Raw genomic sequence first — 14,985 nt, forward strand, 5'->3', positions numbered from 1 at the left:
TATTCCTTTTCCGTGACGTGGAGGATCCGCGCCCCTGCAAATGTTGGGAGGAACGATCCCGTTTCGCTCCGTACATGGCGTTACTGAGAAACAACGTGTTCAGCTGAGCACCTGCGATAAGAACGCCCTCGTTCTCTCTTCTCGAGGCTGCGAGATGACGGTGCGCGGGTCCCCAGACTCGACGATCCTGCCGCGGTCCATGAAGACGAGGGTGTCTGCCACTTCGCCGGCAAAGCCGATCTCGTGGGTAACCACGATCATCGTCATACCGGTACTAGCCAGCTCCTTCATCACCGCGAGTACCTCACCGACCAGTTCAGGGTCGAGGGCACTGGTTGGCTCGTCGAAGAGCATGAGCTTGGGTTCCATTGCCAACGCTCGGGCGATCGCGACTCGCTGCTGCTGCCCACCAGATAGCTGCACTGGATAGGCTTCGAGCTTGTCGGCCAGGCCGACCCGCTCCAGCAGGTCCACCGCAGCACCGCGCGCATCCGCCTTCGATTTCCGCTTGAGAAGCACAGGGGCAAGACAGACGTTCTCGGTGACGGACATGTGCGGGAACAGGTCGAAGTGCTGGAACACCATCCCGATATCCGCGCGTTGTCTCCGCAGGTCGCGTTCAGGCAGTTCGTGCAATTTGCCGCCGCGCTCGATATATCCGACGAGCTCTCCGTCAACCGACATTTGTCCGCCGTCGATCTTGTCGAGATGATTGACACAACGCAAGAACGTGGACTTGCCCGACCCGGATGGTCCGATGATGCAAACGACCTCACCCCGGGCCACCTCGAGAGAAACCGAGTCCAATACGTGCAGGGAACCAAAGAACTTGTGCACATCGTGTGCTCGCATCATGGGGTCGTGGCTGCGGGATTCGAACTTGTGAGCTACGACTTCCGGCGCCATCACTGGACCGCGACCTTCGGACGCCTGGTCGAGAATACATTTCTCAGCACAGCCCACTTTCCAGTGGCCACCGTCCGAGAAGTTCCTCGCCCGAAGCGCCTTTCGAGGTACTGTTGTCCCAGCGTCAGGACCGAGGTGGCGACCAGGTACCAGATGCTCACCGCGATCAGAAGCGGAATAGTCTCATATGTCCTCGTGTAGATCGCCTGGGCCGAGTAGAGCAATTCCGAAAGTGCAATGATTGAAACGATCGAGGTCGTTTTCAACATGCTGATCACGTCATTCCCTGTTGGAGGCACGATGACCCGCATGGCTTGAGGTAGAACGATCCAGCGCATGGTTCGCAGTCTGCTAAGCCCCAACGACGTCGCGGCGTATGTCTGGCCCTCCGGGACCGAAAGGATCCCAGATCTCACGATCTCCGCCATGTATGCGCCCTCGTTGAGAACAAGCGTCAGAACCGCGGCCACAAAGGGCGTCACCAGGACATTAACATTTACCAGGAAGAACTCAGGCCCGAATGGAATTCCCACCGCTACCTTGGGATACAGCGCCGACAAGTTGAACCAGAAGATCAATTGAACCAGGACCGGAGTTCCTCGGAAGAATGCAATGTATGCGCCCGCCAGCCCGCTGGCCAATCTGCTGGGAGAAAGTCGGATCACCGCCAGCACAATCCCCAACGCGATGCCGATCGCCATGGAGACAACAGTCAGCACGATCGTCATCCGAAGACCCCTCAAGATCTGCGGCGCGAACAAGTACTCGTTGACCGTCCCCCACTGATAGCGCGGATTCGTGACCAAGGTGGTGACCAGGCCAGCTGCCAGGACTGCACTCACCACCATGAGGACGCGACGCCCAGGATGTGGGGCCGGGACCACTGCGAATCTCTTCGCTTCGTTCCAACTTGTGGACGTTCCGCTCGCAACGCGAGCCCCACGTATCGGTTCAATCGTCGTCATGTCTGCCTCGAACGGGTTCGGCGATCGCTCAGCGACCGGTGGCCATCTTTCATAGGCACCCCCGGAATTTGCGCCATGTGATATTGGCGACTGTAGTGCGAGACCGCGTCGACCGCTGTAGGCGCTTGTCAGGTGATGCCAGCAGCCAAGTGGTCATGTGCACATGCGATGCCCTCGTGCATGCGCCCTGAAGACGTCCGGCCACGTCAGATGTCCAGCTCTAGCGTTTGGCCGGTGCATCGGGAGACGCAGATCATCATCGTGTTTTCTGCTGCCTGCTCGTCCTTGGTCAGCAGCGAGTCTCGGTGGTCGATTGACCCCGCCATCACCTTCGTCTCGCAGGTGCCGCAGATTCCCTCACGGCAGGAACTGATTGTTTCGATTCCGGCTTGCTCGAGGGCCTCCAAGATGCTTTGGTCCGAGCGGACCTCCACCGTCGTTCCGCTCCTTCGCGCCACCACCTGGAAGGCGAAGCGCTCGACTTCCGGGGCGACGGCTGCAGAGAATCTCTCGACGTGCAGATTCGACATGCCGAGGTCAGCGCAGACGTCGGTAACGGCCCTGATGAGGGGCGGGGGCCCGCACACGTGAACGGACGTTTCCGGTTCGACCGCCGTCAGTCGCTCGCGCAGGGGGAGCAGACCGAACTCATCCTCCGGAAGCACCGTCGCGTGCTCTCCGTGGCGGGACAGCTCGTCGAGGAACGCCATTGAATCCCGCCGGCGACCGCCGTACAGGAGGTGCCAACGAGCGCCTCGCACACCAGCCGCTGCCAGCTTGGGCAGGATGGGGGTGATGCCGATTCCGCCGGCGACGAAGTAGTAGGACATCGCGTCATCGAGTCCGAAATGGTTCCGTGGCTCGGAAAGCCAGATCAAGTCACCGGGGCGCAACGACTCATGTATAAACGCCGAACCACCGCGACTGAGCGGTTCGCGAAGAACCGCAATACGCCAGTTCGTCTGGTCACCGCAAAGCGAGTACTGACGGACGATCCCGCCGGGGAGATGGACGTCGACATGTGCTCCCGGCTCCCAGTGGGGAAAGACTGCTGGGGCGACTGGAGCGAACTCGATGCTGAGGACGTCCACGCTCTCCAGTCGCATCTGGCGTACGACCGCCTTGATCGATGCGGTACTCACGGCATCCACCGGACGGGCTTTCCGTCTCGACGACGGAGCCATCCGATCAGCATCGTGGCCGGAGTGTCGCCAGTCACGGCTAAGCGGATCTGGGCCGGGTCGGGGCCCTCGACCACGAGGGTGTCTCCAGCCTCGACCATCCTGGCGTCTTCGACGACGCCTCCGTCACGCGGAACGATGACGACCAGTTCACTGACTTGTCGGCGGAGAATCAGCGGCTCGTGCGGGGGTACACGCGTGGTGGCGAGTTCAGCCGTGAGCATGCGCTCGTTGAATCGGAGGCACACTCTCTCGGGTACATCATCGAAGTCGACCGTGAGCAGACCGACTTCCGCAGCGTCACATGTTGTGGCTGGGGAGACGAACGACAAGTCCCAGAGCCAAGCCTCTCGGCCGGGCGTGTCCGGACCGCCTACCAGGAACTCACGGGCAGGCCGACCGCCAACTTCGCGTGTGCCAGCGCGGACCAGGAGCCTCATTGCCGCTCGCGATTCTCAGCCTCGATCATCTGACGAAGCATCCGTCGGGCCCTTGCGACGCCAGCATCCTGAGCGATCAGTCGATCGGGACCGCCGGCGTTTCCGGCATCCAGCACCGCTTGCTGCTTTTCGAGTGCGAATCTGTCCTCTTCGAGAACCTTCTCCAAAGACGCTCGCATGATGCCGTTGATCTGCTCGTCGCCGATCGCGAAGTCCCGAACGTTGGCGTAGAAGTAGTGGCAACTGGTTTCCGATTCCGGGGTGATCGCATTCAGCACCTCGAGGTGGTAGCCATCCTTCCGAGATGCACCGGGCTGACCGACACCACAGTGGATGACGTGCAGATTCGGAAGGTTGAACTCCGTGGTGTGCCACCGATCCACCGGCGGCTTGACCCCCATTGCTGTGACATACAGGTCCGAAGGATGGCACCGCGGCATGAAACGGTCGACGACGACGGCCGCCGCGGTCACCTCGACAGTGATGCCGTTTGTGAAGACAGCTTCGTCGCCGATGGAACTTTCGTGGAGAAAGGCCTCATGGGTCAGGTCGAGAAGATTGTCGTGCAGGAGTCCAGAACTGCATTCGTACCGGTTGGTGAAGCGCACCCCGTCCCACTCGGGATCAGATAGCCAGGTCGTCGCAGGAATACTTTCGCGATCGGCGTTGTCCGGGTCACCCGGCCATATCCAGACCCATCCGTCTCGCTCCACCACCGGGTATGCACGCACGTGGGTGTTCCCCGGAATGACGTCTTGTCCAGGCACACGCACGCACACTCCGTCGGCCCCGTACTCGAACCCGTGGTATCCACAGCGGAGGTGGCCGTCGATCACGGTGCCGGCCGACAGCGGATATTGGCGATGCGCGCAGGCGTCGTGCAACGCGATGGCTTCGCCGTCAGACCGGAAGAGCACAACAGGCTTGCCGCAGATCGTCCGGGAAATCGGCTTGCCGGTGATCTCCTCCGACCAGGCTGCGACGTACCAGGTCTCGGTGATGTACTGCGACATCAGGCCTCCACAGGATCTCTTCGACTTCTTCAGCCGTATGACACTCTCGAGCCGGTGGCACGGGGGTTGTGCTGGATCGAGCAGCGCACTCTCAGGCGCGCCGAGTGCGCCGAGTCTATGAACGGGACGACCGCCAATGGGATGGACGATCGGCCGGGGTGTAGCGCGAACGGTGTGCGACCGCACACCACCCTGCGGGTCCATGCCTGCGGCGCAGGGCGGCCGGGAGCGGCCGGCGCCCGAGCGCTACGTGATCCCAAGAGCCGTGAGGGCCAGCCAGAACCGCACCTGGTCTTCGAATGAAGTCAGGTCGTGCCGAGTGAGAGCCTCAATCTTGCGAAGGCGGTACTGGAGCCCGTTGCGGTGGACGTTGAGCCTTGTTGCGGCGACATGGGGGGTGCAGCCGGATCTGAGATACGTGGAGAGTGTCACGACAAGGGAGCCTGCGTGCTTCTTGTCGTAGTCCAGCAACGGTTGCAGAGTGGCCTGTGCTACCTCTCTCACGGGCGTGTCCACACTGTTGAGCAAGAGGCTGGTGACGTCGAGGCCTTCAGCGATTCTGATGCCCGCGCCACGCGACATCGCATCGTGCGCCTCGTGGAAGCCGATCCGGATGGCACGCGTCCCGCTGTGTGGTTGACCTACCCCCACTGACGCCCCGCGGCCAACGCTGCTTAGTTGGCGGTGGAACTTGTGGGCAATCGTCGACGCGTCGTCTGTTGCGGGAATGAGGGCGATGATCATGTCGCCGATGAGGGCGGTGTGGATTCGGTCGCCTTCGTCCCTGAAAAGGTCGGAAAGGTTCCAAGGAATCGACCGAAGTTGCGTCGGGCCAGCATCTGCGGTCCCGACCAGGACGCGGTACGTCGAAGTCAGCCCAACACCGTGTGCCTGCAGCTTGCGTGCGATCTCAGGCCCCGCGAGAACCTCATGAATGGCGTCGTCGAGCACCTCGCCGAGTAGTTCACGCCGCCCAGTGAGGATCGCCTGTCGCCGCGCGAGCTCGAGCCCGATAAGCCCCGCGACGAATGGTGCGACCGGGGTGGGCATCGCAAAATGCCGCAACGCCAGGTAGGCGACCACAACACGCTCGATCTCAATCGGCGTCAGGGTGACCTCACTGCCGATCACGCCAGCCCTCGCGCGCATATCCGACAACGGCTCCCACTCGACCGACGCCGGCTCGGAGGCAAGTAGGTCTCCACGCCGATCGATGACTGCGCATTCACTCCCCGTCAACTGGCTGAGGCGCAACAAGATCGGCTCCAGCCCTTGCTCCCCCAGAAGGGCACGCGTCAACTCAGCCTGAATCTCAGTTGCTCTTTGCACTGCGGCGTAACGGGATGCATAGAGTTCCTCGGCTACCCAGTGACTCACGGCGGTGAACGGTGTTGTTACCGGGACCTCGAAGAGTGCGAGTCCACCTCGCTCGGCCAGGTGCACCAAGTGTTCCGGAATGTGCTGGTCGATGAGTCCCACGCCGTACCCAAGGGCCACCACCGGCACTGAGAGCAAGCTGTCGACGAACGCGGCCTGCTGTTCGCCTGTTCTGTTGTTGATCCCCGTCGTCAGGACGAGGTCACCGGCTCGCAAGAACCGGCTGGGGTCGTGCAGCTCAGTCGTTGAGACCCAGTTGATTGGCATGTCGGTGTGCTGGCACCACGACGAGATTGGTTCCAGTGAGAGCGGAGCCCCGAGGAGGCTGCGGAGTGTTACGAACGCCAGCGAGTCCCTCTGGCCCATCCGAGCACGCCGCAAGGCCACAACGTCATGCTCGCAGCAGGGAGACGACGGGGAACCCGTGGTGGTTCAGAGATCGGCGCAGGTTGAGGCCGATCGAGTCGAACCGCATGTGCAACTCGGCGGCCAGGTCCAACGGGAGCCACTCGGGACGCTGCCCCTCGACGATGAATCGGTCGGGGCTGAACACTGCGTTCTCGCGCCGTTCGATCTCGTCAGCGGAGACCTGGAGACTGTCTGGCACGCCAAAAGCCCAGAAGACGGTGGTCTCCGCGACCGTCCGTGGTGCCGCCGATACAAAGAGAATGTACTCGTCACCCTTCGTGACCCCGCGAATCCAGGCCGTAAAGGGAACGTCGTAGTGGTAGTCGTACTCGACGTCGACGACCGCGAAATCCTGGCCCTCAGGTGGCTTTCCCCAAGGGTCACGCGCCAGGTAGGGGACCTTTGCATCGATGTGGAGCATGTCCGGACTGGTTCTCACCGAGGTGGGCACCACGCTCGAGACGTCGGGGTTTCCGAACGTGTCTGCGTGGATGTAACCGAAGTGGGCGACGTCCAAGAAGTTCTCGACCATGCGGGTCGCTTGACAGTGCCAATCGCTTGGGGTGCCCACATGGAAGGTCCAGGCCGCTTCGCCGAAGTTCGGACAGGGCGGCACGTCAGCTTCCGCCTCACCTGACGAGGCAAGGCGGGTCCAGATCAAACCGTTCTGCTCACGGACCGGGTGAGCGCCAACGCGCGCCTTCGACGGGATCTTGGTCTCTGGTGGAAGTTGCGGAATGCGAACACACGCTCCGTCAGATCCGTATTCCCAGCCGTGGTAGGGACATGCGAGGTTTCCAGAACCAGTGACCTCTCCATCGGAGAGCATCGTGCCGCGGTGCAGACACAAATTATCCAGCACCGTCACCTGGCCGTGATAGTCGCGCCAGACCACGAGATCCTCGCCCAGAAGGCGACTCGCGAGTCTCCCCCCGATGGGGACGTCGACCGAGCGTGCGACGGGGAGCCAAAACCTGCCCGCAGCGTCGTAGAACTCATCATGCACCTCGGGCGGCGCCGGCTGGATACGCACAATCTCTCCTACCAAGTTTGCGTTACATGGAGGTCTGGCTTCGATGCTAGGGCCATCCTTTCTCCAGACGTATGGGCATCTGCCCGGCTTCCGAGGCGCCAACTGTGCAGGGACCTACTTCGGCTGGTCCGATGCGGCGAATCGTTCCAGCGACGCAGTGTCACAGCGGCAGACGTACACCGAGCTCCGGATGCGCCCAGCTCCTCGGTGAGCACTCTCGATACTCACGACGGCGACATGGCCCATGTCGCCGACCGCGGCGGTGCGCTCGGGTTGAGCCAGCGGCTCAAAGAGGTCATTGGAACGGAGCCAAGCGCACCATGGATGGCTTCGAGGAACGTGGGGCGAGCATCCCGATCAGTCGTCAGCGGCTGGTGCAGACGAAGTTCAAGGCGCCCGCGCCGGCAAAAGTGGCACAAAAGTGTCACTAGGATCGTTCGGACCCGGAACGGGCGAACCCCGCCCGACCTGTTCGTGCAGGTCAGACGGGGTTCGGTGGCTCCCCCGGTTGGACTCGAACCAACAACCCTCCGCTCCCCCGAGCACGTGCTGAGGCGCCGGCGCGAAGTGCGATGGCCGGGTCTGCGTGGAGTTGCGCGAGTATGCGGAAACGCGCGTTGACCTGCAGGAACGCGATCGAACCGGCGCCCCGCGGTCGTGCATCGGCGTCATCCCTCGCTTGCGTCTCATTGCCCTGGAGCGCGGGCTTCTGCGTCCAAAGTGGACACAATTGTGTGAACGCTCGAATCCCGACCGGGCCCTCGCCTCAGGCTACCTCGCCCGCATCGTTGCCATGGTGCACGAACGTGCCGGCTCCGTAGGCAGAGTGCGTCGTTCCGCCCAGATTGACGCACAAGGGTGGACCGACGCCCACCCAGGTTGGATGGCAAGGTCTCGCGGCAGCGAGACCCATGGGGGCGGCAATCTACTTCATCAGGTAGCTCACTCAGTCCGCGAAGAGAGCCCTCTACCGAATACGGGTGGGCAACTCGGATGCGTCGCCGACTGACAACACGGAGTACGACCGAAGCCCGCAGACGTGGCACTCAGGGTCAATATGCGGTTGTTGAACGACGAGCTGTGGCTGACCAGCAGCTACAGGTTTGCTGCGGATAATCCGGTACCCACTTGCCGGGCGACCGAGTCCGGTGGCAAATTGCATGAAGTCGTTGACAGCGATCCCGACTGCCATCGCGTTGAGGGTGATCACGCTGGGTGCGTCGATGCCCGGCTCATCGACGTATCGCTGGTTCTGTCGCTGCTCGACAGAGGCCACCGATTCTTCGGCGAGTTTGGACATGTTGATCAGGTCGTTGCAGCGCAGGCATCCCGGCGCGGTCCCGAGCGCACGAACTGCACCAAAGACATCCAGAACATCGCCGCTTGCGGAGTCGATCACGACCTTCGAGCCGACCTGCAGGGTGGGAACGAGGTATTGGTAGGCGATCTGGTTGACGACTTCTCGCGACAGCATTGTGTCGGCGGCGAGGAAAATAAAGTCGCACCCAATCAGCGAGCGAGCAATCGAATCGTCGGCGACATCGCCTCGGATTGCGGTTATGCGCGCGTCGGGATTGGCTCCGTGGATCACACGTGCGGCGAGGCGGACCTTTGACGTCGGCTGGTTGCGCCCGAAGCGCCGGGCAAGGCGCCCGAAAGGACCGTTCCCCCAATGACCAATGGCATCGCTGAGGCGCGCCTCAGGCAGGCGCGGGAGGTTGGTGACGCTGACATGATCCGGGTCAATCAGGACGAACTCACCAACACCAAGTCGGCTCAGTGCCTGCACCACCAACATCCCGACACCGCCTGCTCCGACAACTCCGACGCGCAGGTTGCTGAGGATGCTTTGCCCGGCGGGACCGAAGATTAGTGCTTGGCGCTCGTATCGCTCGAGTATCTGCTCGGTTGCGGAGTCAGACTCGCGTGAGTCGCCGTCGGTGAGTCGCGTCAGGCCCTCGCCGACCACAGTAGTCACGTACAACGGTAGGCGCCGGCCGTCAGTCAGCCAGATGTCGCCTGCGATGGCATTCTTGGCAAGCACCAAGCCACCCACGGGAGAACCATTGATGGCGAGCAGCGTCGGGTAGCCACGCTCGTGAGACGCGAGGTCGGAACCGGAGAATCCGACACGGTCAGATCCGCCGTGGTTGTGTGCCGCGAGGTAAACCAGGCCTGCATCGTGCGCCGCACGAAGTTGGCGGGTGACAAAAGCGCCGTCGAGGAGGCGGTAACCCCTTGTGCCAGGCAGATAGTCGCGGCCGTCTTGCGCCGGAACGACTTCGCGTACCACCAGTGTCAGACGAGTACCCACCTGCGCTTGCCCGCACAGCAAGGCAGCGCCGTGCTCGTCGCTATCGCCCGGGAACAGGTGACCGACGAGCCGGTCCCAGTCGGCGCCGCGAAACCGCAACTCGACTGACTCCACTGGTGGCCGGATTCCGCTCATCGGCTACGCATCCAATCGAGGACCTTCGCGACCTTCTGCGATGCAGTCTGGGCAGCGAAGGCGCCGCGAGTGCGACGAGAAACCTGGATGATGGGACGCGGTGCGGCTTCACCGGGCCACGACACCTCTGTCTGCTGAAAGCCATCCCCGAGAGGGCCACCGTCGATCCTCGCCAGATCCGCCCGCACGAACATTGGATAGATGTCACTGCCTGGAAGAGTGAAGGGCAGCAGGAAGATCAGAAACGACTCCCCCTGCACGTAGGGCGCTCCGAGCGGCACGCTCGCCACCTCGACCCACGCGCCGCCTTGCCCGTCGGGCAGCACGGTGAGCACCCAGTCGGGGAAGGCCGCCCGCAGGTTGTCCAGCGCTTGCTGAACCCCTGCCTTCACGACGAGATCAGGAATTGTCGTCACCGGGAATCGCCCAGAACTCATCGCCGTCCTTCAGGCTCACCTGATGGTCGTCGGGAACGATCTTCTGCTCCCCGCTCGGTCGCACCTCCGACAGCACAAAATCAGCCTGAATCGGAACGCCCACTGCGATCGCAGCAGCCTTGATCTCGGCGCCAGTCACATGCTTCGACGTCATGACGATGGCCTGACCGTTGACAATGATCCGGATGGCCGCCGTGGACGGGGACGCGTTGCTCTCAGTCATGTACTCACCTCCTTGAGGACCTCAACCGCCGGTTGCGGTTTTCGCAACTCCATCATGATCGCGAGTTGCCGAAATCGCAAGTCCGGGGTTGCTGTTTTCGCAAGACGGTGCTTCACCCCGGCCGCCAGCGCGGGTATCGTGCGGTTGGTGGAACACGAACTGGGCGCGCGAATCCGTGAAATCCGTGAGGGCGCCAGGATTCTCGCTGGCGACCTCGCCGAGAGAGTCGGGCTCGATCCGACCACGATCTCCAAGATCGAGAACGGTCGGCGTGGCGTCAAGCCCGCGGAGCTCGCGAGGATCGCTCGAGCCTTAAAGGTGTCGCCACTGGCCTTGCTCGAACCCGACTCCCTGGTCGCGCAATTGCCGATCGCGTCACGGGCGGCAGGCGCGAGCGGGGTGATGGGTGCTGCCTACGATCGTCTAGTCGCGACCGCGGAATTGCACCAGGTCCTGGCGGACCATCACATCTACTCATCCCCGAAGCTCTCGGGCGTCCCATCCATCGAGGGACTTGGCTGGCTGGCTGCGGCAGATGCATTGGCGACCTGGGCGCGCGAGGCGCTTCAGTTGGACGCCGTGGAAGGCGACGAGCGCTTCTCCGAGCTGGCTGAACGCATTCAAACCCGCCTGGGCGTCGACGTCCTTGTCGCCACTCATGAGGGCGACTCGCTATCGGGTGCCGCGATCACGGACCGGCGATTTCCACTGATCTTCGTCAACTCGGCGCATGCGCTCCCGCGTTCGCTCTTCACGCTTGCCCACGAACTCGGACACATCCTGGCCGGCCACAACGGCAACGCCATCACCCTCGATCGCGAACTCTCTGGATCGACGACGGAGGAGCGCTTGGCGAATGCTTTCGCCGCAAGTTTCCTCATGCCCGAGGACGTCGTTCGAAAGATGGTCGAAGACAAGGGGCGCTCCGAAGTTGCGCTAATCAATCTGGCGTACGCGCTAGGCGTCAGCTTCGAAAGCCTTGTCTATCGCCTACACAACTTGAGTTTGATCGACGCCGCAGGCCGCGACCAACTGCGCCGGGTCAACTGGCGACAGGTGCTCCTGCACCTGTCCGATGAACACATGCGAGGCGGACTTACGCGCGACCAAGCCGCCCAACTGCAGGCTCGCTCTCTTACCGCTCCCGCGGAACTGCCACCCGCGCTGCTCGTCTTCCGGGCGAGCGAAGGCTTCCGCAAGGGGGCCATCAGCGCTCACGCATTTGCTGACCTCGTCGGCGAAGATCCCGACGGCGTGCTGGCGAACTACGAGATCGATCCGGATCTAAACGAAGCACGCAGCCTCATCGACGCCGACTACGCGCCCCGGGTGTCCGAGGCGGACGAGGATCGGTTCTCGGGTCTGCCCTTCTGAATCAATGAGTGCATGGCTAGTTGACTCGGTAACGCTCCAGCATTTTGGTTCGGTCGACCAGATGAGTGTGCTGATCAAATTTCTCACTCGTGGCTCGCCGCCTCACTGGACCGACCAAGTGAAGAGCGAAGTTCTCGCGGGTATCGCCACCGAACGCTGTCGCCTCGTGCTCCAGTGCGCCGCGCTCGGCCAACCCGAACCACTTCCCGATCACCTCTTCACGGACGTGTTCAAGATGCAACGCGCGCTCGGCGGAGGCGGTGAGTCGGGGGAGGACCACCTCGGTGAGGCAGAATGCCTAGTGCTCGCCGAAGCCAACGGCTGGGGTGTGATCACCGACGACAACGCTGCGTACGACCTGGCTAGCAAACGACTCGGATCGGCACGAACCCACGACACGATCGACATCCTGCATGCGCTCGTCGCCCACGGCGACCTCGAAGCCATTGAAGCCAAGCAGCTCACCGACGCCATCAGAAACAACGGCCGGTACCTGCGCCGGGTTCACCCGACGACCCTCATCCCGGACTATTTCCGGTAGAGGGCGGCCTCTTTGCACCAAAACCAAAGTGCTCGAGCACACCCTTCGGACCGCGGTCTGTGGCGAACGTCGGGTCTCCCTGAGTGACCGCCGCGTCATACCGCCGCGTATGACGTGGCGAGCAGCTGCCAGGAGCGGCGAGTGTTCTGGTGGGACCGAATCCGGGCCTGCGGAGCAGGGCGGTGGGCACTCTCTGGGCCGGTGGAGCCTAGGGCGTCAACCGCGCGCAGAGTCACGTTTTGGATAGGCCGACGATATTCGCGGCCTCCTAGCATGTGCCTATGCGTGTCTTGGTGGTGGAGGACGAGCCGCTGATGGCGGAGGCCATTCGCGATGGACTACGTCTGGAGGCGATCGCGGCCGACCTTGCCGGCGACGGCGACACGGCGTTGGAGCTGCTGGGCGTCAACGAGTACGACATCGCGGTACTCGACCGCGACATTCCCGGGCCGTCGGGAGACGAGATTGCGCAGCAGGTCGTGGCATCGGGGAGTGGGATGCCGATTCTGATGCTCACCGCGGCGGATCGGATCGACGACTTGGAGTCGGGGTTCGAGTTGGGTGCGGATGACTATTTGACCAAGCCGTTCGAGCTTCGCGAGTTGGTGCTGCGTCTGCGGGCGTTGGACCGTCGTCGTGGTCGCAACCGGCCACCGGTCCGCGAGATCGCGGGCCTGCGGCTCGATCCGTTCCGTCGGGAGGTCTTCCGCGATGGCCGTTATGTGGCGCTGACCCGGAAGCAGTTCGCGGTGCTTGAGGTGCTCGTTAACGCTGAGGGCGGCGTGGTGAGTGCCGAGGAGCTTCTGGAGCGAGCGTGGGACGAGAACGCCAATCCGTTCACGAACGCGGTGCGGATCACTGTTTCAGCGTTGCGCAAGCGGCTGGGTGAACCCTGGGTGATCGCCACCGTGCCGGGGGTCGGCTACCGCATCGACGACGGTGGGCATGACTAGGCAGCCGGGCCTGAGCGTTCGCCTCAAGCTCACCCTCAGCTACGCCGGCTTCCTGATGCTTGCCGGTGCGGTGCTTTTGGTGGCCGGCTACTTCTCGCTCTCGCGGGGATTCCACCCGGGCATCGTCTTCGTGGTCCGCAGCCATGCCGAGTTGGTGCGCTCGTTCGCCCCCACCGCGGTCGCGGTGATGGGATTCTTGTTGCTGTTCGGTCTGATGGGCGGCTGGATCCTCGCCGGGCACATGCTCGCGCCGCTCCCGCGTATCACCGAGGCTACCCGGATGGCGGCGCGCGGCTCCCTGTCGCACCGGATCGAGTTGGAGGGCCGCAACGATGAGTTCCACGAGCTGGCGGACAGCTTCGATACGATGCTTGCCAAGCTCGAGTCCCACGTCGCCGAGCAACAGCGTTTCGCTGCCAACGCCTCCCACGAGCTGCGCACTCCGCTGGCCATCACGCAGACGCTGCTCGACGTGGCACGCAAGGACCCGCCCGATCGCTCCGAGGAGCTCGTGGATCGTCTCCACTTGGTGAACGCCCGGGCGATCGACCTGACCGAGGCTCTGCTTCTGCTCAGCCGTGCCGATCAGCGAACGTTCGCCCGAGAGTACGTCGACCTGTCCCTGACTGCCGAGGACGCGACCGAGGCACTCATCCCGCTCGCAGAGGCGCACGGCGTCACGATCGAGATCTCCGGGGAGCCGGCCGGCGCCGACGGCTCACCCGCGTTGCTGCTGCAGCTGGCCACCAACCTTGTGCACAACGCCATCGTCCACAACCTGCCCGCGAAGGGCACGTTGTGGGTCACCACGAGCGCCGAGCCTGGGAAGGTGACTCTCATGGTGGAGAACACGGGCGAACAGCTGAGCCGTGAGCTCGTCACCACACTTGCGGAGCCGTTCCAGCGAGGCACGCAACGTGTCCACGCCGATCATGTGGGCGTGGGTCTGGGCCTGGCGATCGTGAAGAGCATCGCATCGGCGCACGACGGCACGCTCGCGTTGACGCCTCGCGACGGTGGTGGCCTCACCGTGAAGGTGCAGCTCCCGGCTGCGCGCTGATCAGGATTCCGCGGTCGGCGTGGAACCGCTGGAACTCCTCGACTCTCAGGGATGCGGAATCGGAGTTGTGCGAATAGCCGGAGGGGTTGTGGAAAAGTACGACTCCGTCGTCGATGCCGTGGACCAGCACGAGATGGCCGCCTCGATGTGGTTGGCGGGTGTCGGGGTCGCGGATCTCCGGCGACACCGAGGCGATCAGGACCTGCCCAGGGCGCACCTGCGAGGAGGAGGCGCAGATGGGTGTGTGCTCGACGAGCCGGCAGTCGAATCCGAACTCCGAACGCACCCACGCCATGAACGGGCGGTAGACGAGCCCATGGACCCTGCCCGAGGGCTCCACGACGTAGCACTCCCAGTCGAGGGCGCGGTCGAGAAGCTCGCCCATCGACAGCCGGACGTCGGTCCAGCCGTGGAGGAGGGACTGCAGGCAGGCCAGGCCGCAGACCTTGCGCGACCAGAACAGGTACTCCTCGAGCGACCGGTAGCCGTATCTCGCCCAGTCGATCAGGTGCCACGGCTCGGTGTTCACCAGCGACACCACCACGCCTGATTCCTCGACACGTCGCATCGCGACCTCGTTGTTGCGCTCCAGGGATCCCCACTGCGAGACGCAGGGAAGAGCCAC

At 63.2% G+C, this 14,985-nt stretch carries 15 protein-coding genes; 4 read left to right on the plus strand and 11 right to left on the minus strand.

Annotation, left to right across the window (positions count from 1 at the left end; genetic code table 11):
• Positions 1-99: 99 nt before the first annotated feature.
• The 10 genes from Q9R13_RS04430 to Q9R13_RS04475 all read right to left on the minus strand — a co-directional run bounded on the left by Q9R13_RS04430 (position 100) and on the right by Q9R13_RS04475 (position 10,432).
• Positions 100-855 carry an amino acid ABC transporter ATP-binding protein gene (locus tag Q9R13_RS04430; RefSeq protein ID WP_310963875.1) on the minus strand — a complete coding sequence of 252 codons (756 nt, stop codon included), beginning with the start codon at positions 853-855 and terminating at the stop codon, positions 100-102.
• 50 nt (positions 856-905) lie between these two features.
• Entirely contained in the window at positions 906-1,871 is a 966-nt protein-coding gene (locus Q9R13_RS04435) for an amino acid ABC transporter permease (protein WP_458295164.1), read from the minus strand.
• 206 nt (positions 1,872-2,077) lie between these two features.
• On the minus strand, positions 2,078-3,013 hold the full coding sequence (locus tag Q9R13_RS04440) for a PDR/VanB family oxidoreductase (RefSeq protein ID WP_310963876.1): 936 nt from the start codon (positions 3,011-3,013) through the stop codon (positions 2,078-2,080).
• The gene (locus tag Q9R13_RS04445; RefSeq protein ID WP_310963877.1) at positions 3,010-3,492 is read right to left on the minus strand and encodes a hypothetical protein; all 483 of its coding nucleotides are present in this window, start codon (positions 3,490-3,492) and stop codon (positions 3,010-3,012) included. Before Q9R13_RS04445 ends, Q9R13_RS04440 begins: the two co-directional genes overlap by 4 nt.
• The gene (locus Q9R13_RS04450; RefSeq protein ID WP_310963878.1) at positions 3,489-4,505 is read right to left on the minus strand and encodes an aromatic ring-hydroxylating dioxygenase subunit alpha; all 1,017 of its coding nucleotides are present in this window, start codon (positions 4,503-4,505) and stop codon (positions 3,489-3,491) included. Before Q9R13_RS04450 ends, Q9R13_RS04445 begins: the two co-directional genes overlap by 4 nt.
• A 246-nt stretch (positions 4,506-4,751) precedes the next feature.
• Positions 4,752-6,248 (minus strand): PucR family transcriptional regulator, encoded by a 1,497-nt coding sequence (locus Q9R13_RS04455; protein ID WP_310963880.1) that lies wholly within the window; start codon positions 6,246-6,248, stop codon positions 4,752-4,754.
• Positions 6,249-6,273: 25 nt separating this feature from the next.
• Entirely contained in the window at positions 6,274-7,323 is a 1,050-nt protein-coding gene (locus tag Q9R13_RS04460) for an aromatic ring-hydroxylating dioxygenase subunit alpha (protein ID WP_310963881.1), read from the minus strand.
• A 967-nt stretch (positions 7,324-8,290) separates the two neighbouring features.
• Positions 8,291-9,772 (minus strand): ThiF family adenylyltransferase, encoded by a 1,482-nt coding sequence (locus Q9R13_RS04465; RefSeq protein ID WP_310963882.1) that lies wholly within the window; start codon positions 9,770-9,772, stop codon positions 8,291-8,293.
• A complete protein-coding gene (locus Q9R13_RS04470; RefSeq protein ID WP_310963883.1) occupies positions 9,769-10,188 on the minus strand; it encodes a hypothetical protein in 420 nt (139 codons plus the stop codon). Before Q9R13_RS04470 ends, Q9R13_RS04465 begins: the two co-directional genes overlap by 4 nt.
• Complete coding sequence (locus tag Q9R13_RS04475; protein ID WP_310963884.1) at positions 10,172-10,432, minus strand: multiubiquitin domain-containing protein; 261 nt, start codon at positions 10,430-10,432, stop codon at positions 10,172-10,174. The genes Q9R13_RS04470 and Q9R13_RS04475 overlap by 17 nt, the downstream gene beginning before the upstream one ends.
• Before the next feature lie 147 nt (positions 10,433-10,579).
• Here Q9R13_RS04475 and Q9R13_RS04480 point away from each other — a divergent pair, with 147 nt between their 5' ends.
• The 4 genes from Q9R13_RS04480 to Q9R13_RS04495 all read left to right on the plus strand — a co-directional run bounded on the left by Q9R13_RS04480 (position 10,580) and on the right by Q9R13_RS04495 (position 14,360).
• Positions 10,580-11,806 (plus strand): helix-turn-helix domain-containing protein, encoded by a 1,227-nt coding sequence (locus Q9R13_RS04480; protein WP_310963885.1) that lies wholly within the window; start codon positions 10,580-10,582, stop codon positions 11,804-11,806.
• Between the two features lie 61 nt (positions 11,807-11,867).
• Entirely contained in the window at positions 11,868-12,347 is a 480-nt protein-coding gene (locus Q9R13_RS04485; protein WP_310963887.1) for a hypothetical protein, read from the plus strand.
• A 281-nt stretch (positions 12,348-12,628) separates the two neighbouring features.
• Entirely contained in the window at positions 12,629-13,300 is a 672-nt protein-coding gene (locus Q9R13_RS04490; protein ID WP_310963888.1) for a response regulator transcription factor, read from the plus strand.
• Complete coding sequence (locus Q9R13_RS04495; protein WP_310963889.1) at positions 13,293-14,360, plus strand: sensor histidine kinase; 1,068 nt, start codon at positions 13,293-13,295, stop codon at positions 14,358-14,360. Before Q9R13_RS04490 ends, Q9R13_RS04495 begins: the two co-directional genes overlap by 8 nt.
• Here Q9R13_RS04495 and Q9R13_RS04500 read toward each other — a convergent pair.
• Complete coding sequence (locus Q9R13_RS04500) at positions 14,326-14,985, minus strand: hypothetical protein (protein ID WP_310963890.1); 660 nt, start codon at positions 14,983-14,985, stop codon at positions 14,326-14,328. The genes Q9R13_RS04495 and Q9R13_RS04500 overlap by 35 nt on opposite strands.

Origin of the sequence: Nocardioides marmorisolisilvae (assembly GCF_031656915.1) — a bacterium.
Lineage (GTDB): Bacteria > Actinomycetota > Actinomycetes > Propionibacteriales > Nocardioidaceae > Marmoricola > Marmoricola terrisoli.